Source organism: Streptomyces sp. NPDC020996, assembly GCF_040641355.1.
GTDB lineage: Bacteria > Actinomycetota > Actinomycetes > Streptomycetales > Streptomycetaceae > Streptomyces.
In genome coordinates, this window is sequence record NZ_JBFADM010000029.1 from 1 (window position 1) to 21,611 (window position 21,611).

Here is a 21,611-nt window from a genome sequence, read left to right on the forward strand (position 1 = left end):
GTGGGCTGCGGGACGGTCGTGGCGGGTCGCGCTGTCCCCCGCCCCCCGGGTGGGCGACTCCCATGCGGGCCCCTCGAACGCGGACGGACCGGCCTCGAAAGGCCGGTCCGCTTCCGTCGGCAGCCGGCCCGGGCGAACCGGGTCGCCCGGACTCACCGCGGGGCCACGCGTCCACCGCCCGTACCCGGTCGCCCGTACCCGGTCGGCGGACGTGTGGCCCCGTCGGCGGCGGTCAGCCGCGCAGTACCGCTCCCGTGCGCTCGCCCGCCAGGGCGACGGCCGCGTCCCGGGCGGCCGAGGCCTCGTCGACCGTCAGCGTCCGGTCCGCGGCACGGAACCGCAGCGCGTACGCGAGGGACTTCTTGCCCTCGCCGAGCTGGTCGTCGTTCTGGTAGACGTCGAACAGCCGGATGTGTTCCAGCAGTTCACCCGCGCCCTCACGCAGCGCGCCCTCGACGTCCGCCGCGGGGACGTACGCGTCGACGACCAGGGCGACGTCCTGCGTGGCGACCGGGAAGGTGGAGATGCTCGGCGCCTGGGGCGTGTCGTCGCCGGCCCGCTCCAGCACGTCCAGGTTCAGCTCCATCGCGGAGACCCGCGATGGCAGGCCCAGGGCCTTCAGTACGCGGGGGTGCAGCTCGCCCGCGTGGCCCACGACCCGCTCGGCGCCGTCGACGACGACCGCCAGCTCGGCGCAGCGGCCCGGGTGCCACGGCCCGTACTGGCCCTTGCGGACGATCAGGTCGGCGCCGGTCTCGCGGGCGACGGCGCGCGCCGCCTCGACGGCGTCGGCCCATCCGGCGGGACGGCCCGCGCCCCACCAGCCGGCCTGCTCGCGGGCGCCGGCGAGGACGACGGCGACGTGGCGCGGCTGCTCGGGCAGCGCGGCGTTCAGCTCCGCGATCTCCTCGTCGGTGGGACGCCGGTCGACGGGCAGGGCCACGGCGGCGCGCTGCTGCTCGCGCGGGTGGAAGACCAGGCCCGTCTCGAACAGCGCCAGGTCGTGCGAGCCCCGGCCGTCGTTGCGCCGCAGCGCGCCGAGCAGGCCCGGCAGCAGCGACGTGCGCAGCGCGGGCTCCTCGTCGTTGAGCGGGTTGGTCAGCTTCACCACGCGGCGGTGCGGGTCGTCGGCCTCCAGCAGCAGCTGGTCGAAGACCTGCTCGCCGATGAAGGGGTAGGTGGGCGCCTCGACGTAGCCGGCCGCGGCCAGCGCGCGGCCGACGCGGCGGTGCAGCCGCTGCCGGTGGGTCAGTCCCCGGCCCGACGGCGGCTTGGGCAGGGTGGAGGGCAGGTTCTCGTAGCCCTCCAGGCGGATGACCTCTTCGGCGAGGTCGTTCGCCTCGAGCAGGTCGGGCCGCCAGGACGGCACGGTGACGGTCAGCTCGTCCTGCCCGTAGACGTCGCAGCCGACCTCCTGCAGCCGCCGTACGACGGTCTCGCGGCCGTAGGCGACGCCCGCGACCTTGTCCGGGTGGTCGGCCGGGACGGTGATGGTGTGCGGCCCGGACGGTGCGACGACCTCGGTGACGCCGGCCTCGGCGGTGCCGCCCGCGAGGAGGACCAGCAGGTCGACGGTGCGCTGCGCGGCGGCGGCCGCGGCCTGCGGGTCCACGCCGCGCTCGAAGCGGCGGGACGCCTCGGAGGACAGCTTGTGGCGGCGGGCGGTGCGCGCGATGGAGACGGCGTCGAAGTGCGCGGCCTCGATCACGACGTCACTCGTCGCGTTCTCGATGTCGTCGTGGTCGGCGATCTCGGTGTTGGCGCCGCCCATGACGCCGGCGAGCCCGATCGGGCCGCGCTCGTCGGTGATGACCAGGTCCTCGGCGTGCAGGGAGCGCTCGACGCCGTCGAGGGTGACGATCTTCTCGCCCTCCTCGGCGCGGCGCACGCCGATCGTGCCCTGGACCAGTCCGCGGTCGTAGGCGTGCAGCGGCTGGCCCAGCTCCATCATCACGTAGTTGGTGACGTCGACGGCGAGCGAGATCGGCCGCATGCCGACCTTCTGCAGGCGGCGCTGGAGCCAGATCGGGGAGCGGGCCTCCGGGCTCAGGCCGGTGACGGTGCGCGCGGTGAAACGGTCGCAGCCGGCCGGGTCGGAGACCGTCACCGGGTAGCCGAACGCGTTCGGGGCGGGCACGTCGAGCAGCGCCGGGTCGCGCAGCGGCAGGCCGTAGGCGATGGCGGTCTCGCGGGCGACGCCGCGGATGGACAGGCAGTCGCCGCGGTTGGCGGTGACGGCGATGTCCAGGACCTCGTCGACGAGTTCGAGCAGCTCGATGGCGTCCTTGCCGACCTCGGTCTCCGGCGGCAGCACGATGATGCCCTTGCTGCCGTCGTCGCCCATGCCCAGCTCGTCGCTGGAGCAGATCATGCCGTGGGAGGTCCTGCCGTACGTCTTGCGCGCGGCGATGGCGAAGCCGCCGGGGAGGACCGCGCCCGGCAGGACCACGACGACCTTGTCGCCGACGGCGAAGTTGCGGGCGCCGCAGACGATCTCCTGCGGCTCGCCGGTGCCGTTGGCGGTGCCGACGTCGACGGTGCAGAAGCGGATCGGCTTCTTGAAGCCCTCCAGCTCCTCGATGGTCAGCACCTGGCCGACGACGAGGGGGCCCTTGAGGTCGGCGCCGAGGTGTTCGACGGTCTCGACCTCCAGACCGGCCGAAATGAGCTTGGCCTGGACGTCACGGCCGGTTTCGGTCGCCGGCAGGTCGACGTACTCCCGCAGCCAGGAAAGCGGGACCCGCATCAGATCTCCATCCCGAACGGCCGGGTGAACCGGACATCACCCTCGACCATGTCTCGCATGTCATCGACGTTGTGGCGGAACATCAGCATCCGCTCGATGCCGAACCCGAAGGCGAAGCCGCTGTACTTCTCCGGGTCGACGCCGCAGGCGACGAGCACCCGCGGGTTGACCATGCCGCAGCCGCCGAGCTCGATCCAGCCTTCGGAGGAGCAGGTGCGGCAGGGCCGGTCGGGGTTGCCGACGGACTCGCCGCGGCAGACGTAGCACTCCATGTCCATCTCGGCGGACGGCTCGGTGAAGGGGAAGAAGTTCGGCCGCAGCCGCGTCTTCACGCCCTCGCCGAACAGCGACTGGACCATGTGGTCCAGGGTGCCCTTGAGGTCGGCCATGGTCAGGCCCTCGTCGACGGCGAGCAGCTCCACCTGGTGGAAGACCGGGGTGTGGGTGGCGTCCAGCTCGTCGGTGCGGTACACGCGGCCGGGGCAGATCACGTAGACCGGCAGCTCGCGGTCGAGTAGCGAGCGGATCTGCACGGGCGAGGTGTGGGTGCGCAGCACGACGCCGGACTCGGTGCCGCCCTGCGGGCCCTCCACGAAGAAGGTGTCGGCCTCGCCGCGGGCCGGGTGGTCGGGGCCGATGTTGAGGGCGTCGAAGTTGAACCACTCGGCCTCGACCTGGGGGCCCTCGGCCACGGCGTAGCCCATGGCCACGAAGATGTCCTCGATGCGCTCCGAGAGCGTGGTGAGCGGGTGGCGGGCGCCGGCCGGCACGCGGTCGAACGGCAGCGTGACGTCCACCGACTCCTCGACCAGCACGCGCGCGTCGCGCTCGGCCTCCAGCTCCGCCTGGCGGGCGGCGAGGGCCTTGTTCACGGCGCCGCGGGCCTGGCCCACGCGCTTGCCGGCGTCGGCCTTGGCGTGCGGGGGCAGGGCGCCGATCTCGCGGTTGGCGAGGGCCAGCGGGGAGGTGCCGCCGGTGTGCGCGACCTTGGCCTCCTGGAGGGCGTCGAGGGAGTCCGCGGCGGCGAAGGCGGCGAGCGCCTCGTCCCGCATGCGCTCGATCTGTTCCGGTTTCAACGCCTCGACCTCGACAGGGTCGTACGACTTATTGGGTGCCGACATCTCTTCCCGTGCTTCCGATTGGCTGGCTGAAGGTCCCCGTCACCGACTCTTGAGGGCCGTCCATGGGACACCAAGGTGCCAAAGGCCGAGTCTAACGGGGTGAACGTGTGCGAAGGCGCCCGTGGGCCGCTAGGCGAGATACGCCGGCGCCGCCACGGGCAACGTAAATCGGAACTCGGCGCCGCCGCCGTGGGCGCGGCCGACCGTGATGGTGCCGCCGTGGGCCTCGACGATGCCCTTGACGATGTAGAGCCCGAGGCCGGTGCCACCGCGCTTGCTGCCCCGCCAGAAGCGGGTGAAGACGCGGTCCATGGACTCCTCCGGGATGCCGGTGCCCTCGTCGCTCACCGTGACCGACGTGCCGGCGTCCTCCCCTTCACGCGGGGACGCCGTGGGCGTGATGTCGATGCTGACGGTTCCCTCGCCGTGGCGCACGGCATTTTCCAGCAGGTTGGACAGCACCTGGTCGATCTTGTCCGGGTCGGCCCACAGCGCGGGCAGCGGCTGCTCGATGCGCAGCAGGAACCGGTCGGCGGGCTGTCCGGCGGCGACGTAGGCCTGGATGTGGCGGCCGACGGCGGCGCCGATGTCGACGGGCTGGCGGCGCACCTCCAGCCGTCCGGAGTCGATCCGGGAGATGTCCAGCAGTTCGGCTATGAGCCGGGTGACCCGGTCGGCGTCGGCGTCGACGGTCTCCAGCATCAGCCGCTTCTGGTCGTCGGTGAAGCGGGCCCACTTGGCCAGCAGGGTGGCGGTGAAGCCCTTGACGGAGGTGAGGGGCGAGCGCAGCTCGTGGGCGACGGTCGCTATCAGTTCGGCGTGGCTGCGCTCGGTGCGGCGGCGGGCCTCTGTGTCGCGCAGGGAGACGACGACGCGGCGGACGGGGCCGGTGGGTTCGGCGCGGATGTAGCGCGCGGAGACGAGGACCTCGCGGCCGCCGGGGAGCAGCAGGTTGCGCTCGGGCTGCCGTACCCGGATGGCGAGGCCGCCGTAGGGGTCGGTCAGCTGCCACCAGCGGCGGCCCTCGAGGTCTTCTAACGGCAGGGCCTTCTCCAGCCGCTGTCCGAGGGCGTCGCGGGCGGAGCGGGCGGTGATGCGTTCGGCGGCGGCGTTGAAGCAGATCACGCGGCCCTGCTCGTCGGCGACGACCAGGCCGTCGGGCAGGTCGTCGGGGTCGATGCCGAGCTCGGCGAGGTCGCCGTGCCGGGGCGCGGGCGGGCGGCGCACGTCGTGTGCTTTCCGCGTCCTGCTCGTGCCGACGCTCATATCCCCGTACCCCACCTCTCAGGCACCCGAGTTGGTCACCCTACTAGCTCTCGGTGACGGAGCGGCACCCTCCGGAGGCGCGCTGTGCACGGGCCGACGCGTAGAGACATACGGCGGCGGCGGTGGCCAGGTTCAGGCTCTCGGCCTTCCCGTGGATCGGCACGCGCAGCACGGCGTCCGCGAGGGCGCGGGTCTCCTCCGGCAGCCCCCATGCCTCGTTGCCGAACACCCAGGCGGTCGGTCCTCCCATGGCGCCCTTGTCGAGTTCCTCGTCCAGGTCGTGGGCGCCGGCGCCGTCGGCGGCGAGGACGCGCACGCCGGCGCTCCTGAGCCCGTCGACCGCGCGCTCGACGGGTACGCCGACGGCGACGGGGAGGTGGAAGAGGGAGCCGACGGAGGCGCGGACGGCCTTGGGGTTGTAGAGGTCGACGGAGGCGTCGGTCAGGACGACGGCGTCGGCGCCGGCGGCGTCGGCGCAGCGCAGGACGGTGCCGGCGTTGCCGGGGTCGCGTACGTGCGCGAGCACGGCGACGAGGCGGGGGCGGGCGGCGAGGACGTCCTCGAAGGGGGTGTCGACGAACCGGCAGACGCCGACGAGGCCCTGCGGGGTGACGGTGGTGGAGATGTCGGCGATCACCTGCTCGTCGGCGAGGTGTATCCGGGCTCCCGCGTCCCGCGCCTCCCCCACGATGTCGGCGTACCGCTCCGCGGCCTCGACGGTGGCGAACAGCTCGGCGAGGCTGTCGCCGTGCGCGGCGGCCTCCCGCACGGCCTGGGGCCCCTCCGCGAGGAACAGCCGCTCCTTGCCCCGGAAGTTCCGCCTGGCCAGCCGCCGGGCGGCCAGGACGCGGGCGGAGCGCGGGGAGATCAGCTCGGGCGTGACGGGGGGCATGCGGTTCACCTCTGCAGTCGGGAAGACCAGCGGACCCGCAGGCCCCGAGGGCCTGCGGGTCCGTCCGGTACAACGGCGCCGATCCGGCGTCAGGCCGCCTTGGGCGCGTTCACGTCCGCGGGCAGGGCCTTCTGCGCGACCTCGACGAGCGCGGCGAACGCGCCGGCGTCGTTGACGGCCAGCTCGGCGAGGATCTTGCGGTCGACCTCGACGTTGGCGGCCTTCAGGCCCTGGATGAAGCGGTTGTAGGTGATGCCGTTGGCGCGGGCAGCGGCGTTGATGCGCTGGATCCACAGCTGACGGAAGTCGCCCTTGCGCTTCTTGCGGTCGTTGTAGTTGTAGACCAGCGAGTGGGTGACCTGCTCCTTGGCCTTGCGGTACAGGCGCGAACGCTGACCGCGGTAGCCGGAGGCCTGCTCGAGGATCGCCCGGCGCTTCTTGTGGGCGTTGACTGCCCGCTTGACGCGTGCCACTTGTTAACTCCTTGTAGCGGGGCCGTGGTTGTCGTCACACGGCCCGGAATCGATGGGGTCCCGGTCAGAGGTCGGGCGCGGATGCGCGCCCGGCGTCACTTGCCGAGAAGCTTCTTGATCTTCGCGGCGTCGCCCGGGGCCATCTCGGCGTTGCCGGTGAGGCGACGCGTCACGCGGGACGACTTGTGCTCGAGCAGGTGGCGCTTGCCGGCGCGCTCACGGAGCACCTTGCCGGAGCCGGTGACCTTGAAGCGCTTGCTGGCACCGCTGTGCGACTTGTTCTTCGGCATAGCGCCGTTCTCTCCTCGTCGGTGGCGCTCCGATGCCCGGTCGCGAAAACCGGGCACGGTGGAGCGTCGCTCTTGTATCGGTTACATCCTCGGGGACTGTCGTCCCCCGGGATCACGCCTCGGCGGAAGCCTCGGCAGGTGCCTCGGCGCCCACGGCGTTGGCGTCCGCGGCGTTCTGCGACTTGCCGGGGTTGGCCTTCGCTTCTGCCTTGCGGGCTTCCTGCGCCTGGCGGGCCTCGGCCATCGCCTCGGTCTTCTTCTTGTGCGGACCGAGAACCATGATCATGTTCCGGCCGTCCTGCTTCGGGTTCGACTCCACGAAACCGAGGTCCTGGACGTCCTCCGCGAGCCGCTGCAGCAGCCGGTAGCCCAGTTCGGGCCGGGACTGCTCGCGACCACGGAACATGATCGTGATCTTGACCTTGTCGCCCTGCTTGAGGAACCGGACGACGTGACCCTTCTTGGTGTCATAGTCGTGCGGGTCGATCTTCGGCCGGAGCTTCATCTCCTTGATGACCGTGTGCGCCTGGTTCTTGCGCGCCTCACGGGCCTTCATGGCCGACTCGTACTTGAACTTCCCGTAGTCCATGAGCTTGCACACGGGCGGACGGGCGTTCGCCGCGACCTCGACCAGGTCGAGGTCGTACTCCTGGGCAAGCTCCAGTGCCTTCGCGAGCGGCACGATGCCGACCTGCTCGCCACTGGGACCGACAAGTCGCACCTCGGGAACGCGAATCCGGTCGTTGATGCGGGGCTCGGCGCTGATGGATCCTCCTCGGTAGCACCAACGCGGCGGTCTGGCGGACAGCCGCGCACACGTCTGTATTTCGGTTGTATTTCGTCAGACCTAACCGCGCCGAAGCAGAAAAAATGCCCCGGACGATCACAGACGGGGCTCCGAGCACTACCGGAACACCGCCGCGGTGATCGCGGGGCGCACTTTCGGGCGACTCCATCGTCCGTACGGAACGATGGTGGCCGCCTGACCGGGGTGACCCGCCGCCCCGTGGGGTGGTCAGGTGGGAGATCGGAGCCTCCACTTGTGGGCCGCACACACATGTCCGGCCGGTCGCCCTCCAGACTAGCAGGATCACTTGACAAGGGCTAATTCAAGGACGGGCCGCCGGACCGCCTAGGGTGTGGCCCATGAGTGAGACCCCTCCTGAGAATCCCGAGATTCCCGAGAATCCCGACTTCGACGCCATGACGCGCGACATCGCCGAGGTCCCCGCCGTCGAGGTGATCGTGACGGTCGCCGTCAACCTGATGAGCGCCGCCGCGGTGAAGCTCGGCCTCACCGAGGAGGGGGACAAGTACAAGGACCTGGACGAGGCCCGCAAGCTGGTGACCGCGCTGGCCGGCCTGCTGGATGCCAGCGCCACCGAGATCAGCTCCTTCCACGCGGCGCCCCTGCGCGACGGTCTGAAGTCGCTGCAGCTGGCCTTCCGCGAGGCGTCCCTGGTCAAGGACGAGCCGGGCCAGGGGCCTGGCGAGAAGTACACCGGCCCGGTCTACGGCTAGATCTCCCGTCCATCTCCCGTCCGCGGCTGGATCTCCCGGTCCGCGGCTGGATCTCCGGTCACGGCTGCATCTCCCGTCCACGGCTGGATCTCCCGGTCCGCAGCTGGATCTTCGGTCACGGCTGGACCTCCGGTCGGCGTCCGCCGGTCAGCGTACGTACAGCGGCTCGCCCGGCGGTGTGGTCCCGGCCGGCAGCAGTGCCAGGTCGAGGCCGCGCACCAGGCGGGCCCGCAGCGTCTCGTCGGCGGCCAGGCGCTCGGCGACGGCGCGGGCGGTCCCGGCGGGCGCGGCGGCCGGGTCCAGCACCAGGGCGAGGGTGCCGTCGGCCTGCCCGGGGCCGAGATGGGCGCGGACGACGCCGGGTTCGGCGGCGACCGCGGCGCGCACCGCCTCGCGCACGGCGGGGTCGGTGAGCGGATCGTCGGTCGTGCGTCCCTCGGCGAGCGCGAGCAGCGCCTGCCCGGTCAGCTCGAACGGCACCGGACCGGACATGTCCAGCACGATCGTGTCCGCCTTCTCGTGCGCCGCGGCCTGCAGCGCCTGGTGCAGCGGCACGGCGACGGGGCGCGCCGCCGGGTCCCAGCGGGCCAGCGCGTCGGTGGAGGTGAACGCGGGCAGGGCGGTGCGGGAGCCCGCCTTCAGCGTCGGCACGGCCATCTCGCTCGTCTTCTCGCGGCGCAGGCCCCTCTCGTCCTCCTCCACCTCGCCGAGCACGGCGACCACGGGGACGAGCAGCCGGGCGCCCTTGAGCGCCTGGAGGACGGGTCCCACGGCGGTGCGGTCCCCGGCCCAGGCGGCGAGCGCCGCGCTCAGCCGGGGGTCGGCGGAGCCGTCGTCGTCGGAGAAGAGGGAGTCGGGAATGTTCTTGTTCGCCACGGTCACCGACCCTATCGGGGGGATGGTGCCGGGCTCGTGCGGCCCCCGAAACCGGCCGTTCGCGGCTTTCACGGGTTTCTCAGGTTTCGCTGACACACCTCTAACGTCCGGCTAACGGCCCGCACAGCCGCCGCGCCCAGCATCGCGGGCATGGAGTCCTCCAGAGCCCGCCGTCGCCGTGCTCGTCCGTCCTGGGCGCGCCCCTTTCTGTACACCGCCCTCGCCGCGATCACCATCGTGGGCGGTACGGCGGCCGGGACCGTGTACGTCAGAGCTCAGGCGCACTCCGGCTCCGGCGTCGTATCGTCGTCGGCGTCGCCGTCGGCCTCCGGTTCGGCCACGGCAGGCGGGAAGGAGTCGGTGGAGACGGTGGCGCAGCCCGCGGTGGATCACGACGCCCTGCTCTCGGCCGCGATGAAGTCGGTCGGCAGCGAGGACGGCGCCCGGGTGTCGGTGGCGGTGCTGGACCTGGAGTCGGGCGAGAGCGCCTCCTACGGCGACGGCACCTTCGACACCGCCAGCATCGTGAAGGTCGACATCCTCGCGACGCTGCTGCTCCAGGCGCAGGACGCGGGGCGGCAGCTGACGGCGACGGAGCGGTCGTACGCCTCCGCCATGATCGAGAACAGCGACAACGCCTCGGCGTCCGCCCTGTGGCAGGCCATCGGCGAGGCCGGCGGGCTCGACGCCGCGAACGAGCGGTTCGGGCTGACCGGCACCGAGGGCGGCGACGGCGCGCTGTGGGGGCTGACCCGGACCACCGCCGCCGACCAGCTGACGCTGCTGGAGCAGGTCTTCGGGGACGACTCGGAGCTGAGCGAGGCTTCACGGGCGTACCTGCGCGAGCTGATGGGGCGGATCGCCGCCGACCAGCACTGGGGTGTGTCGGCGGCGGCCGACGAGGGGCGGTGGGCGCTGAAGAACGGCTGGCTGCCCCGCAGCACCACCGGCCGGTGGGACATCAACAGCATCGGCAGGGTGACGGTGGACGGCCACGCCTACCTGGTGGCCGCGCTGTCGGACGGCAACTCGACGAAGGCGAAGGGTATTTCGCTGGTCGAGGCGGCGGCACGGGCCGCCGTGTCGGTGTTCACCGACGACGACGTATCGGCCGTGTCCGCCTCGGGTTAGCGCCCCGGGCCGGGCGTCCGGCGCGGGTCAGCGGTCGGCGTGGTCCTCGCGTCGGCCGCGCCACAACACGACCGCGACGACCAGCAGGACGCCGCCGAGACCGCCCGCGAGCGGGGCCGCCCAGTCGCTGGTGCCGCCGTCGGACTTGGCGGCGTCGGGCCCGGGACCGAAGTACTTCTCGCCGTACGACGCCGCCCGCAGGCCCTCCGGCTTCAGGCGTCCGGCCGCCTCGATGGCCGCGGCCGGGTCGACGAAGCCGAAGCCGCGGGAGTCGTCGTGGCGGCCGGCCGGGGCGTCGCGGGCGGTGTCCTCCAGGAGCTGCTTGATCTGCGCGGGCGCCAGTCCCGGGTGCGCGGCCTTGACGAGGGCCACCGCGCCCGAGACGAACGCCGACGCCGCGCTCGTCCCCCAGCCCTCGTAGTACCGGTGGTCGGGGTCGGCGATGACGATGTCGACGCCGGGCGCGCTGACGGTGGCGTACCAGCGGCGGGTGGAGAAGGAGGCGCGGGTGCCGTAGCGGTCGACGGCGGTCGCGGCGATGACGCCCGGGTAGGCGGCCGGGTAGGAGACGTGGTCGCCCTTCTCGCCGCCGTTGCCGGCCGAGGCGACGACGGCCACGCCCTTCTTCAGGGCGTACTGGACGGCCTCGTCCTCGGCGGGTTCGGGATGGGCGGAGGCGGAGTCGTCGCCGAGGGAGAGGTTGATGACGTCGGCGCCGTGGTCGGCGGCCCAGCGGATGCCTTCGGCGAGGGCGTTGCCGCGGGTGCTGCGGGCCTTGCCGCGGGCCGAGTCGCCGTCCTCGAGGATCACGCGGACCGGCAGGATCCTGGCCTCGGGCGCGATGCCCATGACGCCGTCGGCGTCGCCGGGGCCGTGCCCGTGCCCGGCGATGATCCCGGCCATCGCGGTGCCGTGCCGGGCCCACGCCCGGTCGCCCTGGCGGGCGCCGAAGCCGATCATGTCCTTGGCGGGCAGGACGTTGCCGGCGAGGTCGGGGTGGTCGGCCTCGACACCGGTGTCCAGGACGGCGACGGTGACGCCCTTGCCCTTGGTGGTGCGCCAGGCCTCCTGGGTGTGCATGGCGTCCAGGGCCCACTGCTGGGCGCGGATGCCGTCGGCGTGCGCCGCGGTGGGCGGGACCAGCGCGACGGCTGCGGCGAGCAGGACGCTCAGGGCCCCGGCACGGCCGCGGCGCCTCATGACGGCGTCTCCGTGGCCGAGCCCCTGACGTCCTTGCGCAGGGCCCGCTCGATCCGGTCGGCGAGGCCCCGCGCCTCGTGGCCGAGGCCCGACTGGGCGACGGCCGCGGTGTTGCCGGACTGCATGGCCTCCCCGGCGGGCAGCGGGCTGTCGACGGTGCGGCCGTCCGCCCAGCCGGAGACGGCGTAGACGACGACGGGCGCGTCGGTGAGGACGGACACGGTCCACGAGGCGCGCTGCCGGACGCCGAAGCGGGCGGCGGCGGTGCCCGGCGCGGCGTACGGGCGGGGCATCAGGTCGGTGCGGCGGTCCAGGCCCTCGTTCTGGAAGCGGGTGGCGAGGGAGGCCATGCCGGCGGCGTCGGCCTTGGTGAACAGCAGGCCGACGGTGGTGACGTGGCTCTGTGTGGCGTCGGTGTAGGTGGCCCGCAGCAGACGCCGGCAGCCCACGGGCGCGAGCGCCTTCCTCAGCAGCGGGTCGAAGGCCTGCGCGCACCCGCTGTCCGGGGCGACCGCGATCCGCGTCCAGTTGCGGTCGGCGCCGCCGGGGCCGGCGCCGCGGCCCGCCACCACGGGCGGGAAGAGCCGGTCGACGGAAATGCTGTGCCACAGGCCGCCGGCCGCGGCGAAGGTGTCCCGCGCGCCGCCGTCCCCCGGGGCACCGACCAGCCAACTGCCGGTCAGGGCACCGCCGATGAGCCCGAGTCCGAGTACGACGCAGGCGGCGACGGCGACGGTCCGCGAGCGGACGTGGCCGGCCAGGGGCCGGGGCCGCCCCTGCGCGTCGTAGCCTTCGGGCACCGCGAACGACACGACGGTGCCCCCGGCGCCGGCCACGGGCGCGCTCCAGGACAGGGCCGGATCGGGAGTCGGCCGGACGTCGTCCCCCCACCCGGCCAGGCCCACCGCGGGAGCCTCCCGTGCCTCCCCGGCCCGCGTGTCCGTGACACGGGACGACGAGGCCGGCCGACGGGGCGGCGGCGGTACGACCGCGTCCTCGGCACGGGACGGCGGAGCGGGGCGGCTGGCCGGGCGCGGCGGTATGACGGTGCCATCGGCACGGGACGGCGAGGCGGGACTGCGGGGCGGACGCGGCGGCACGACCGCGTCCTCGACGCGGGGCGACGGAGCAGGACCGCGACCCGGACGCGGCGGCACAGCGGTGCCCTCGACACGAGGCGAAGAGGCAGGGCGGCTGGCCGGGCGCGGCGGTACGAGGGCGTCCTCGGCACGGGGCGACGGAGCGGGACTGCGGGGCGGACGCGGCGGCACGACGGCGTCCTCGGCACGGGGCGACGGAGCGGGACCGCGACTCGGACGCGGCGGCACGACCGCGTCCTCGACGCGGGGCGACGGAGCAGGACCGCGACTCGGACGCGGCGGCACAGCGGTGCCCTCGACACGAGGCGACGAGGCAGGGCTGCGGGGCGGGCTCGGCGGTACGACGGTGTCCTCGGCGCGGGACGGGGCCTCGCGGCCGGCCGAGGGGGCGGTGTCCGGGAAGCGGGCGGAGGCCGGCGGCGGGGGCGGGCTCTTCGCGGCGTTCTCCCCGGCGGGCCGGGCACGCAGGCCGGGGAAGCGGGGTGGGGTGCTCATGGACGCGGAGGCGGAGGCAGCCGGGCCGGCGCCGGGCCCGCCGCGCCGCGCGGGGGGAACCTCGGCGTCCGCGTCCGTGTCCACGTCCGCGTCGGCCCTCCCGGTCGCGGTCCCGGCGGCGGCACGGGAACCGCCGCTCTGCGGGCGCCGGCCGAAGGCGTCGAAGTCGTCGTAGCCGTCGTAGCCGTCGCGCGCCTCGAACTCCTGGGTGCCGCGCCACGGCGACCAGACACCGCGGGCCGCTCCCGTGGCCTCCCCCGTCGTGTCCGGCCGCGTCCGCGCCCTGTCCGCGACGGGATCGTCCGGTTCCCCGGGCCGGGGCCGGCCCGTCGCGGGCGGCTGGGCCGGGCGGGGCGGAGAGGCGGGCCGCGGGGGGACGGGAGTGTGCCGCGCTTCCGTACTCATGCACCCCCCGTTTCCGCGAACCCTGGCCGTCTTCTCGTACGCGCGCCGTCGTGCTTGCGCTCAACGCGCGGGCCGGTCCGTCCCGAACACGCATACCCGCACCGCCGGACCGGCATCCCGGCGACCGGCGCGGCCCGCGGCCCGCGGCCCGTGGCCGGCGCGTTCCGCCGTGCGTGCGCGTCACTCTACGGCTTGCCCCTGTCGGAACGGGAACCACTTCGCGACCCCCGGGGCATCTGCCCCAAACGTCCCCCTACCCTGCGGTAATCCTGTCTGGCAGGCTTCGTTCATGACTGCGCGCGCCGCCGACCGGGCCCGTTACGACCGGGCCACCGCCCACCTCGAGGCCCCTCTCGCGATCGTGGACCTGGATGCCTTCGACGCCAACGCCGACGACCTGCTGCGCCGGGCGGGCGGCAAACCGGTCCGCGTCGCCAGCAAGTCCGTACGCTGCCGGGCTCTGCTGGAGCGGGTCCTCGCCAAGGACGGCTTCGCGGGCATCATGTCCTTCACCCTCGCCGAGTCCCTGTGGCTCGCGCGCTCCGGCTTCGACGACGTCCTGCTCGCCTACCCGTCCGCCGACCGCGCCGGCTTCGCCGAGCTGGCCTCCGACCCGAAGCTCGCCGCCGCCGTGACCGTGATGATCGACGACCCGGCGCAGCTCAGGCTGATCGACGAGGCGCGCGACGGCGGCCGTGAGGTCGTGCGCGTGTGCCTGGAACTGGACACCGCCTTCAAGCTGCTCGGGGGCCGGGTGCGCATCGGGGCGCTCCGCTCGCCGCTGCACTCCCCCGCCCAGGTGGCCGACCTGGCCCGCGCGGTGGCCCGGCGGCCCGGGTTCCGGGTCGTGGGGATCATGGCCTACGAGGGGCACATCGCCGGTGTCGGTGACGCGGTGGCCGGGCGGCCGCTGCGCTCCGGCGCCGTCCGGCTGATGCAGGCGGCCGCGCGCAGGGAACTCGCCGAGCGGCGTGCGGAGGTGGTGCGCGCGGTGCGGGCCGTGGTGCCGGACCTGGAGTTCGTCAACGGCGGCGGCACCGGCAGCGTGCAGCACACGGCGGCCGAGGACGCGGTCACCGAGATCGCGGCCGGGTCGGGGCTGTACGTGCCGCGCCTGTTCGACAACTACACGTCGTTCAGCGGGCGTCCGGCCGCGCTGTTCGCCCAGCCGGTGGTGCGGCGCCCGGGCGTGGGTGTGGTGACGGTGCTCGGCGGCGGGTACCCGGCCTCCGGCGCGCCGGGGCGCGACCGGCTTCCGGTGCCGTACCTGCCCGAGGGGCTGCGCTACGACCCCCAGGAGGGGCCCGGCGAGGTGCAGACGCCGCTGCTGGGGTCCCCGGCCGACGACCTGCTGATCGGCGACAAGGTGTGGTTCCGGCACGCCAAGGCCGGTGAGCTGTGCGAGCGGTTCGACGCGCTGCACCTCGTCGAGGGCGACACGGTGACGGCGACCGTGCCGACGTACCGCGGGGAAGGCCACACGTTCCTGTAGTCCCCGTTCCTGTGGTCCCCGTACATGAACACGGCCTCCGGCCGGCCCGCACGCCGGGCCGGCCGGTCCGTGTCTACAGGGGCGTGACGTACGCGCCCGAGATGCCGCCGTCCACCAGGAAGTCGGTGGCGTTGACGAAGGAGGAGTCGTCGCTGGCGAGGAAGGCGACGGCGGCGGCGATCTCCTCGGCCTCGGCGAAGCGGCCGACCGGGATGTGGACGAGGCGGCGCGCGGCCCGCTCGGGGTCCTTGGCGAACAGCTCCTGCAGCAGCGGGGTGTTGACCGGGCCCGGGCACAGGGCGTTGACGCGGATGCCCTCCCGGGCGAACTGCACGCCCAGTTCACGGGACATGGCGAGCACGCCGCCCTTGGAGGCGGTGTAGGAGATCTGGCTGGTGGCCGCACCCATCCGCGCCACGAAGGACGCGGTGTTGATGATGGAGCCCCTGCCCTGGCGGCGCATGTAGGGGATGGCGGCCTTGCAGCACAGGTAGACGGAGGTGAGGTTGACCTCCTGGACACGCTTCCATGCCTCCAGGCCGGTCTCCAGGATGGAGTCGTCGTCGGGCGGCGAGATGCCGGCGTTGTTGAAGGCGACGTCGACGCTCCCGTAGGTGTCGTAGGCGGCCTTGAACAGCGCCTCGACCTGCTCCGGGTCGGTGACGTCGACCTTCACGAACAGCCCGCCGACCTCGTCGGCGGCCGCCTTGCCGCGGACCTCGTCGACGTCCCCGCAGACGACGTGGGCGCCCTCGGAGGCGAGCCGGCGCGCGGTGGCGAGGCCGATGCCGCTGCCGGCGCCGGTGACGACGGCGGTGCGGCCGGTCAGGCGACGGCAGATGGTTCCCTCGGTGTTGTCGGTCATGAGCGGCTCAGGCCTCCGTGCTGATGAAGACGTTCTTGGTTTCGGTGAAGGCGGTCAGCGCGTCCGGGCCCAGTTCGCGGCCGACGCCGGACTGCTTGTAGCCGCCGAAGGGGGTCCAGTAGCGGACGCTGGAGTGGGAGTTGACGGACAGGTTGCCGGCCCGGACCGCGCCGGAGACGCGCAGGGCGCGGCCGACGTCCCGGGTCCAGATCGAGCCGGAGAGGCCGTAGGGGGTGTCGTTGGCGAGGCGGATCGCGTCCTCCTCGTCGGTGAAGGGCAGCAGGACGGCGACCGGTCCGAAGATCTCCTCGCGGGCCGCGGCGGAGTCCGGCGCCTGTCCGGTGAGGACGGTCGGCGGGAACCAGAAGCCGGGCCCGTCCGGCGCGGCGCCGCGCAGCGCGGCCGCGTCCCCGGGCACGAACCGCCTGACCCGCTCCAGCTGCTGACGGGAGATCAGGGGACCCATCTGGGTCTTCTCGTCGGCCGGGTCGCCCACCACGACGGCGGCCAGCGCCTCGGCGAGCAGTTCCGTCACCTCGTCGTACACGGACTCCTGCACCAGGATGCGGGTGCGTGCGCAGCAGTCCTGGCCCGAGTTGTCGAGGAAGGAGAAGGGGTCGACGGCGGCGCGCAGGTCGGCGTCGGCGAAGACGATGTTGGGGCTCTTGCCGCCGAGTTCGAGGGTGACCTGCTTGACCTGGTCGGCGCACAGCGCCATCACGTGCTTGCCGACCCGCGTGGAACCGGTGAAGACGATCTTGGCGACGCCGGGGTGGCGTACCAGGGCCTCGCCCGCGATGTCGCCGCGCCCGGGCAGCACCTGGAAGAGGTGTTCCGGCAGCCCTGCCTCCAGGGCGAGTTCGGCGAGCCGGAGGGCGGTGAGCGGGGTGGTCTCGGCGGGTTTGAGGACGACGGCGTTGCCGGCCGCGAGGGCGGGGGCCGTCCCCCAGGCGGCGATCGGCATGGGGAAGTTCCAGGGGGCGATCACGCCGACGACGCCGAGCGGTTCGAGGATCGTCACGTCCAGGCCGCCGGGCACCGGGATCTGCCGGCCGGTGAGGCGTTCCACGCCGCCGGCCGCGTAGTCGAGGAGGTCGCGGACGTTGCCCGCCTCCCAGCGGGCGTTGCCGATGGTGTGGCCGGCCTCGCGCACCTCCAGCCGGGCCAGTTCCTCGCGGTGTCCGTCGACGACGGCGGCGAAGCGGCGCAGCAGCCGGGCCCGGTCGGCGGGCGCGACGGCCGCCCAGGCGCGCTGGGCCCGCTCCGCGCGCCGCACGGCGGCGTCCACGTCCTGTTCCACGGCACCCGGGACGGTGGCGATCACCTCCTCCGTCGCCGGGTTGAGCACGTCCAGTTCGTACGGGTGGGACACGGGGGGCCTCACAGGCGTTCGAAGGAGCGGCGCAGCTCCCAGTCGGTGACCGCGGCGTCGAAGGCGTCCAGTTCGACGCGGGCCATGTTGGCGTAGTGCGCGACGACCTCGGGGCCGAAGGCGGCCTCGGCGACGGGGCTGTGGGCCCACAGCTCGGCGGCCTCGCGCAGGGTGGTCGGGACGTGCGCGAACTCGCCGGTGTAGGCGTTGCCGGGGCAGGGCTCGGGCAGCTCCAGCCGCTGCTCGACGCCGTGCAGGCCGGCCGCCACCAGTCCGGCGACCGCCAGGTACGGGTTGACGTCGCCGCCGGGCAGCCGGTTCTCGAAACGCAGGGAGCGGCCGTGGCCCACGACGCGCAGGGCGCAGGTGCGGTTGTCGTGGCCCCAGGCGACGGCGGTCGGGGCGAAGGAGCCCGGCTGGAAGCGCTTGTAGGAGTTGATGTGGGGGGCGTAGAGCAGCGAGAAGTCGCGCAGTGCGGCCAACTGCCCGGCGAGGAAGTGGCGCATGACCTCGGACATGCCGTCCGGCCCGTCGCCCGGCATGACGTTGCGGCCGTCCGCGTCGGCGAGCGAGAGGTGGATGTGGCAGGAATTGCCCTCGCGCTCGTTGTACTTGGCCATGAAGGTGAGGGACATGCCCTCCTGGGCGGCGATCTCCTTGGCGCCGGTCTTGTAGACGGCGTGCTGGTCGCAGGTGACCAGGGCCTCGTCGTAGCGGAAGGCGATCTCGTGCTGGCCGGGGTTGCACTCGCCCTTGGCGGATTCGACCGTCAGGCCCGCGCCGGCCATCTCGTTGCGGATGCGGCGCAGCAGCGGCTCGACGCGGCCGGTGCCGAGGATCGAGTAGTCGATGTTGTACTGGTTGGCCGGGGTCAGTCCCCGGTAACCGGCGTCCCACGCCTGTTCGTAGGTGTCCTTGAAGACGATGAACTCCAGCTCCGTGCCGACCATCGCGGTCAGACCGTGCTCGGCGAGGCGGTCGAGCTGGCGGCGCAGGATCTGGCGGGGCGCGGCGACGACCGGGGAGCCGTCGTGCCAGGCGAGGTCGGCGACGACCATGGCGGTGCCGGCGTTCCACGGCACGCGGCGCAGGGTGGACAGGTCGGGGTGCATGGCGAAGTCGCCGTAGCCGCGGTCCCAGGAGGACATGGCGTAGCCGTCGACGGTGTTCATCTCGGTGTCGACGGCGAGGAGGTAGTTGCAGCCCTCGGTGCCGTGGTGGAGGACCTCGTCGAGGAAGAACCGGGCGGCGAACCGCTTGCCCTGGAGGCGCCCTTGCATGTCGGGGAAGGCCAGGACGACAGTGTCGATCTCTCCGCCCGCGACGAGGGCGTGCAGCTCCTCGACGCTGAGCGGGGGCGTGCGGTCTGGCACGGGAGAGCTCCTTCGGCTTCTTCGCGTTCTGCTTCTTCGCGTTCTGCGGTCGGGCCGGGAGCCATAAGGTATTGCCGAGAACCATTGCTTGGGAAGGGGGTGCGGCGGCATGTCACCGGATCCGGAGGCGGACCTCACGGACCGGCTGACGCCGGTGCTGCGGCCGGTGCGGGCCGGGAACGGCTTCGAGGAGGCGCTGGAGCAGATCCTGCAGGTCGTCCGGCTGGGCCTGGTGCCGGGCGGCGAGCGGCTGCCCGCCGAGCGGGAGCTGGCGGAGCGGCTCGGGATCAGCAGGGTGACGCTGCGCGAGGTCCTGAAGGTGCTCCAGGACCAGGGGCTGGTGGAGTCGCGGCGCGGCCGCTACGGCGGCACGTTCGTGCTGCCCCGCACGGACGCGGGCGGCGAGGACGAACTGCGGCGGCGGATCGCCGAGGTCGACATCGAGGATGTGCTGCGCTTCCGGGAGGTGCTGGAGGTGGGCGCGGCCGGCCTGTGCGCGACGTACGGCCTGACCGGCGAGCGGGCGGCGCGGCTGCGCGAGGCGCTGGCCCGCACGCACGACGCGCCGCTCGGCGACTATCGCCGCCTGGACACGCTGCTGCACCTCACGCTGGCCGAACTGTGCGGCTCGCCGACGCTGACCGCGCAGTACGCCGCCGTACGGGCGACGGTGAACGACCTGCTCGACTGCATCCCGCTGCTGGTGCGCAACCTGGAGCACTCCCAGCGGCAGCACGCCGCGCTGGTCGAGGCGGTGCTCGACGGGGACGCGGACGGGGCCCGGGAGATCATGCGGGTGCACTGCGCGGGGACGGCCGCGCTGCTGCGGGGCTTCCTCGCGTGAGGCGCGCCCCGCGAGACCGCGCGACACCGCGCGGGGCGGCGGGGGCGGGCAGCGGGAGTGGCGCGCGAGGCTGGCCGGCTCTTGCCCGGAGCGGCCTCCCTCGGCAAAGGTATGAACTGGATCCTTTGCCGGATCCTTTACCGGAAGGGGCGGGTGGATGGCGGGCAGACCGTTGATCGGCGTCAGCACGTATCTGGAGACCGGGGCGCGGTGGGGCGTGTGGGAGCTGGAGGCCGCGCTGCTGCCGGTCGGCTATCCGCGGCTGGTGCAGCGGGCGGGCGGGCTGGCCGTGATGCTGCCGCCCGACGCGCCGGAACACGCCGCGGCGGCCGTCGCCCGTCTCGACGGCCTGGTGATCGCGGGCGGCCCGGACGTCGAACCGGCCCGCTACGGCGCCGAGCCCGACCCCCGGACGGGTCCGCCGGCCCGGGCCCGGGACGCCTGGGAACTCGCCCTGATCGAGGCCGCGTTGGCCGCGCGCCTGCCGCTGCTCGGCATCTGCCGCGGCATGCAGCTGCTGAACGTCGCCCTGGGCGGCACCCTCGTCCAGCATCTCGACGGCCACGCGGAGGTCGTCGGCGTCTTCGGCACCCACCCGGTCAAGCCGGTGCCCGGCACGCTGTACGCCGCCGCCGTGCCGGAGGAGACGTCCGTGCCGTCGTACCACCACCAGTGCGTGGACCGTCTCGGCGCGGGCGTGGTCCCGTCGGCGTACGCGGCGGACGGCACGGTGGAGGCGCTGGAACTGCCGACCGCGGACGGCTGGGTGCTGGGCGTGCAGTGGCACCCCGAGATGGGCGAGGACCCGCGCGTCATGCGGGCCTTGGTCGAAGCCGCTTCCTGAGCCAGCCGAGCGCCGCCTCGCCCTGGGCCCGCTGGAAGGGGCGCAGGGTGGGCAGGCCGGGCGGGGCGGGGCGCAGGGAGCTGTCGACGAAGTACCCGGCGAGTGCGGCCAGGGTCGCGGTGACCGCGTCCGGCTCCGCGTCCCGGCCGAGCGGATGCGCGGTGAAGACGTCCTCCGGGTCCGGGCCACCCTGGGCCCGGACGCAGGGCAGCATGATCAGCAGGTCGAACCAGGGGGCCGCGCGCACGGCGTGCGGCCAGTCTACGAAGACGACGCGGTCGTCGGCGGTCAGCAGGATGTTGTCGGCCCGCAGGTCCGCGTGGGCGAGGGTGTCGCCCACGGCGGCCTCGGTCCAGTCGGCGGCCAGTGCGGCGAGGCCGGGCAGGTGGTCCAGGGTCCAGGCGTCGAGCGCCGGGCGCGTGTCGGAGGCGCACAGGCGCTGCCAGCCGGCGAAGTCGTCGGCGAGGTGGCGGGCCGCGGCCGGTGCTTCGAGGGGGGACGGGGTGAGGGCACGGCCGAGTTCCGCCACCGCGTCGAGGACCCGCCGTAACTCGGGCTGCCGCCAGGGGACGTGCGGCTGGCGGCCGGGGATCTCCTCGAAGACGAGGGCGACCCAGGTGCCGTCGTCGTACGTGCCGAGGAGACGGGGCGCGGGCACGGCGGGCGGGAGCGCGGCCGCGTTGCGGGCCTCGGTGCGGTGCAGGGCGGGACTGTGCGGGTTGCTCCGCGCGCTGACCGCCTTGACGAACGCCCGCCGGCCCCCGGCGGTGCGGACCCGGGCGGCCACGCCGGGAGAGAATCCGCCGGACTGGGTGACGGCCCGGACCACGGGTCCCCCGAGCACACCCGCGACGGCATCCCGCACCCCGGCGGGGAGGTGCCCCCAGGGCGTACGAACGCCGGTGGCGGCCGGTGCGGTGATTGTCATGCGGTTCATGGTGCGGTCCGGCGATCCGCACGCGCCAAGCATTTTCCCCGACCCGCGCCCGCCGAACCCCGTGCAGGGCCACCGGCGTTCACCGGGAGGCGGAGGCGCACCCGCCGAACCCCGGCACCCAGCCACCCACGCCGACCGCCGATCCCGCGGCCCGGGTCGTACCCGACGGACCGTGCTCCCACCCACCCCTGCCCACCGACGGCCGGCCCCGGCCACACCAGCCCAGCGGCCGGAAAGCCGCAAGGCCGCAGGCCGCAGGCCGCAGGCCGCAGGCCGCAGGCCGCAGGCCGCAAGGCCGCAGGCCGGAAAGCCGCAGGCCGCAAGGCCGCAGGCCGCAGGCCGCAGGCCGCAGGCCGCAGGCCGCAGGC

19 protein-coding genes are annotated in these 21,611 nt (G+C 73.8%); 5 read left to right on the forward strand and 14 right to left on the reverse strand.

Annotation, left to right across the window (positions count from 1 at the left end):
• Positions 1-232: 232 nt before the first annotated feature.
• From pheT to infC, 7 genes are all read right to left on the reverse strand, one after another.
• Positions 233-2,746 carry a phenylalanine--tRNA ligase subunit beta gene (gene pheT, locus AB0G63_RS20450; protein WP_360752016.1) on the reverse strand — a complete coding sequence of 838 codons (2,514 nt, stop codon included), beginning with the start codon at positions 2,744-2,746 and terminating at the stop codon, positions 233-235.
• On the reverse strand, positions 2,746-3,867 hold the full coding sequence (gene pheS, locus AB0G63_RS20455; RefSeq protein WP_360752018.1) for a phenylalanine--tRNA ligase subunit alpha: 1,122 nt from the start codon (positions 3,865-3,867) through the stop codon (positions 2,746-2,748). Before pheS ends, pheT begins: the two co-directional genes overlap by 1 nt.
• Before the next feature lie 129 nt (positions 3,868-3,996).
• The gene (locus AB0G63_RS20460) at positions 3,997-5,133 is read right to left on the reverse strand and encodes an ATP-binding protein (RefSeq protein WP_360752021.1); all 1,137 of its coding nucleotides are present in this window, start codon (positions 5,131-5,133) and stop codon (positions 3,997-3,999) included.
• A 43-nt stretch (positions 5,134-5,176) separates the two neighbouring features.
• A complete protein-coding gene (locus tag AB0G63_RS20465) occupies positions 5,177-6,025 on the reverse strand; it encodes an RNA methyltransferase (protein WP_360752024.1) in 849 nt (282 codons plus the stop codon).
• A gap of 89 nt (positions 6,026-6,114) precedes the next feature.
• Positions 6,115-6,498 carry a 50S ribosomal protein L20 gene (gene rplT / locus AB0G63_RS20470; RefSeq protein ID WP_055492778.1) on the reverse strand — a complete coding sequence of 128 codons (384 nt, stop codon included), beginning with the start codon at positions 6,496-6,498 and terminating at the stop codon, positions 6,115-6,117.
• Positions 6,499-6,593: 95 nt separating this feature from the next.
• Positions 6,594-6,788 (reverse strand): 50S ribosomal protein L35, encoded by a 195-nt coding sequence (gene rpmI, locus AB0G63_RS20475; protein WP_004933563.1) that lies wholly within the window; start codon positions 6,786-6,788, stop codon positions 6,594-6,596.
• A gap of 112 nt (positions 6,789-6,900) precedes the next feature.
• Complete coding sequence (gene infC / locus AB0G63_RS20480; RefSeq protein WP_360752220.1) at positions 6,901-7,554, reverse strand: translation initiation factor IF-3; 654 nt, start codon at positions 7,552-7,554, stop codon at positions 6,901-6,903.
• Between the two features lie 380 nt (positions 7,555-7,934).
• Between infC and AB0G63_RS20485 the strand changes: the two genes are divergently transcribed.
• The gene (locus AB0G63_RS20485; RefSeq protein WP_360752027.1) at positions 7,935-8,309 is read left to right on the forward strand and encodes a DUF1844 domain-containing protein; all 375 of its coding nucleotides are present in this window, start codon (positions 7,935-7,937) and stop codon (positions 8,307-8,309) included.
• Between the two features lie 147 nt (positions 8,310-8,456).
• Here AB0G63_RS20485 and AB0G63_RS20490 read toward each other — a convergent pair whose 3' ends face one another.
• On the reverse strand, positions 8,457-9,185 hold the full coding sequence (locus AB0G63_RS20490) for an SseB family protein (protein WP_360752029.1): 729 nt from the start codon (positions 9,183-9,185) through the stop codon (positions 8,457-8,459).
• Positions 9,186-9,335: 150 nt separating this feature from the next.
• On the opposite strand from AB0G63_RS20490, the gene AB0G63_RS20495 reads away from it, so the two are divergent.
• Positions 9,336-10,316, forward strand: coding sequence for a serine hydrolase (locus AB0G63_RS20495; RefSeq protein WP_360752031.1), 981 nt, complete (start codon positions 9,336-9,338; stop codon positions 10,314-10,316).
• 27 nt (positions 10,317-10,343) lie between these two features.
• Here the strand turns inward: AB0G63_RS20495 and mycP are convergent, their stop codons facing one another.
• Together mycP and AB0G63_RS20505 are read right to left on the reverse strand one after the other, a co-directional pair.
• Positions 10,344-11,516, reverse strand: a complete 1,173-nt coding sequence (gene mycP / locus AB0G63_RS20500) for a type VII secretion-associated serine protease mycosin (RefSeq protein WP_360752034.1) — start codon at positions 11,514-11,516, stop codon at positions 10,344-10,346.
• Entirely contained in the window at positions 11,513-12,352 is an 840-nt protein-coding gene (locus AB0G63_RS20505) for a hypothetical protein (RefSeq protein WP_360752037.1), read from the reverse strand. The genes mycP and AB0G63_RS20505 overlap by 4 nt, the downstream gene beginning before the upstream one ends.
• 1,453 nt (positions 12,353-13,805) lie before the next feature.
• Between AB0G63_RS20505 and AB0G63_RS20510 the strand changes: the two genes are divergently transcribed.
• Positions 13,806-15,008, forward strand: a complete 1,203-nt coding sequence (locus AB0G63_RS20510; RefSeq protein WP_360752040.1) for an amino acid deaminase/aldolase — start codon at positions 13,806-13,808, stop codon at positions 15,006-15,008.
• A gap of 73 nt (positions 15,009-15,081) precedes the next feature.
• Here the strand turns inward: AB0G63_RS20510 and AB0G63_RS20515 are convergent, their stop codons facing one another.
• The 3 genes from AB0G63_RS20515 to AB0G63_RS20525 are packed head-to-tail and all read right to left on the reverse strand — an operon-like array spanning position 15,082 to position 18,618.
• A complete protein-coding gene (locus tag AB0G63_RS20515; protein WP_360752043.1) occupies positions 15,082-15,873 on the reverse strand; it encodes a 3-oxoacyl-ACP reductase in 792 nt (263 codons plus the stop codon).
• A gap of 7 nt (positions 15,874-15,880) precedes the next feature.
• Entirely contained in the window at positions 15,881-17,245 is a 1,365-nt protein-coding gene (locus tag AB0G63_RS20520; RefSeq protein ID WP_360752045.1) for an aldehyde dehydrogenase family protein, read from the reverse strand.
• A gap of 8 nt (positions 17,246-17,253) precedes the next feature.
• The gene (locus AB0G63_RS20525; protein ID WP_360752047.1) at positions 17,254-18,618 is read right to left on the reverse strand and encodes a glutamine synthetase family protein; all 1,365 of its coding nucleotides are present in this window, start codon (positions 18,616-18,618) and stop codon (positions 17,254-17,256) included.
• A gap of 109 nt (positions 18,619-18,727) precedes the next feature.
• Between AB0G63_RS20525 and AB0G63_RS20530 the strand changes: the two genes are divergently transcribed.
• The gene (locus AB0G63_RS20530; RefSeq protein ID WP_360752050.1) at positions 18,728-19,462 is read left to right on the forward strand and encodes an FCD domain-containing protein; all 735 of its coding nucleotides are present in this window, start codon (positions 18,728-18,730) and stop codon (positions 19,460-19,462) included.
• Positions 19,463-19,619: 157 nt separating this feature from the next.
• On the forward strand, positions 19,620-20,306 hold the full coding sequence (locus AB0G63_RS20535) for a gamma-glutamyl-gamma-aminobutyrate hydrolase family protein (protein ID WP_360752052.1): 687 nt from the start codon (positions 19,620-19,622) through the stop codon (positions 20,304-20,306).
• Here AB0G63_RS20535 and AB0G63_RS20540 read toward each other — a convergent pair.
• Positions 20,275-21,234: an aminoglycoside phosphotransferase family protein gene (locus AB0G63_RS20540; protein WP_360752055.1), complete on the reverse strand. Its 960-nt coding sequence runs from the start codon at positions 21,232-21,234 to the stop codon at positions 20,275-20,277. The genes AB0G63_RS20535 and AB0G63_RS20540 overlap by 32 nt on opposite strands.
• Positions 21,235-21,611 lie beyond the last annotated feature (377 nt).

Coding starts and splice junctions, on each gene's coding strand:
- pheT (WP_360752016.1), bottom strand. CDS start 2,746: ATGCGGGTCCCGCTTTCCTGGCTGCGGGAGTACGTCGACCTGCCGGCG.
- pheS (WP_360752018.1), bottom strand. CDS start 3,867: ATGTCGGCACCCAATAAGTCGTACGACCCTGTCGAGGTCGAGGCGTTG.
- AB0G63_RS20460 (WP_360752021.1), bottom strand. CDS start 5,133: ATGAGCGTCGGCACGAGCAGGACGCGGAAAGCACACGACGTGCGCCGC.
- AB0G63_RS20465 (WP_360752024.1), bottom strand. CDS start 6,025: ATGCCCCCCGTCACGCCCGAGCTGATCTCCCCGCGCTCCGCCCGCGTC.
- rpmI (WP_004933563.1), bottom strand. CDS start 6,788: ATGCCGAAGAACAAGTCGCACAGCGGTGCCAGCAAGCGCTTCAAGGTC.
- AB0G63_RS20485 (WP_360752027.1), top strand. CDS start 7,935: ATGAGTGAGACCCCTCCTGAGAATCCCGAGATTCCCGAGAATCCCGAC.
- AB0G63_RS20495 (WP_360752031.1), top strand. CDS start 9,336: ATGGAGTCCTCCAGAGCCCGCCGTCGCCGTGCTCGTCCGTCCTGGGCG.
- mycP (WP_360752034.1), bottom strand. CDS start 11,516: ATGAGGCGCCGCGGCCGTGCCGGGGCCCTGAGCGTCCTGCTCGCCGCA.
- AB0G63_RS20510 (WP_360752040.1), top strand. CDS start 13,806: ATGACTGCGCGCGCCGCCGACCGGGCCCGTTACGACCGGGCCACCGCC.
- AB0G63_RS20515 (WP_360752043.1), bottom strand. CDS start 15,873: ATGACCGACAACACCGAGGGAACCATCTGCCGTCGCCTGACCGGCCGC.
- AB0G63_RS20530 (WP_360752050.1), top strand. CDS start 18,728: ATGTCACCGGATCCGGAGGCGGACCTCACGGACCGGCTGACGCCGGTG.
- AB0G63_RS20535 (WP_360752052.1), top strand. CDS start 19,620: ATGGCGGGCAGACCGTTGATCGGCGTCAGCACGTATCTGGAGACCGGG.
- AB0G63_RS20540 (WP_360752055.1), bottom strand. CDS start 21,234: ATGACAATCACCGCACCGGCCGCCACCGGCGTTCGTACGCCCTGGGGG.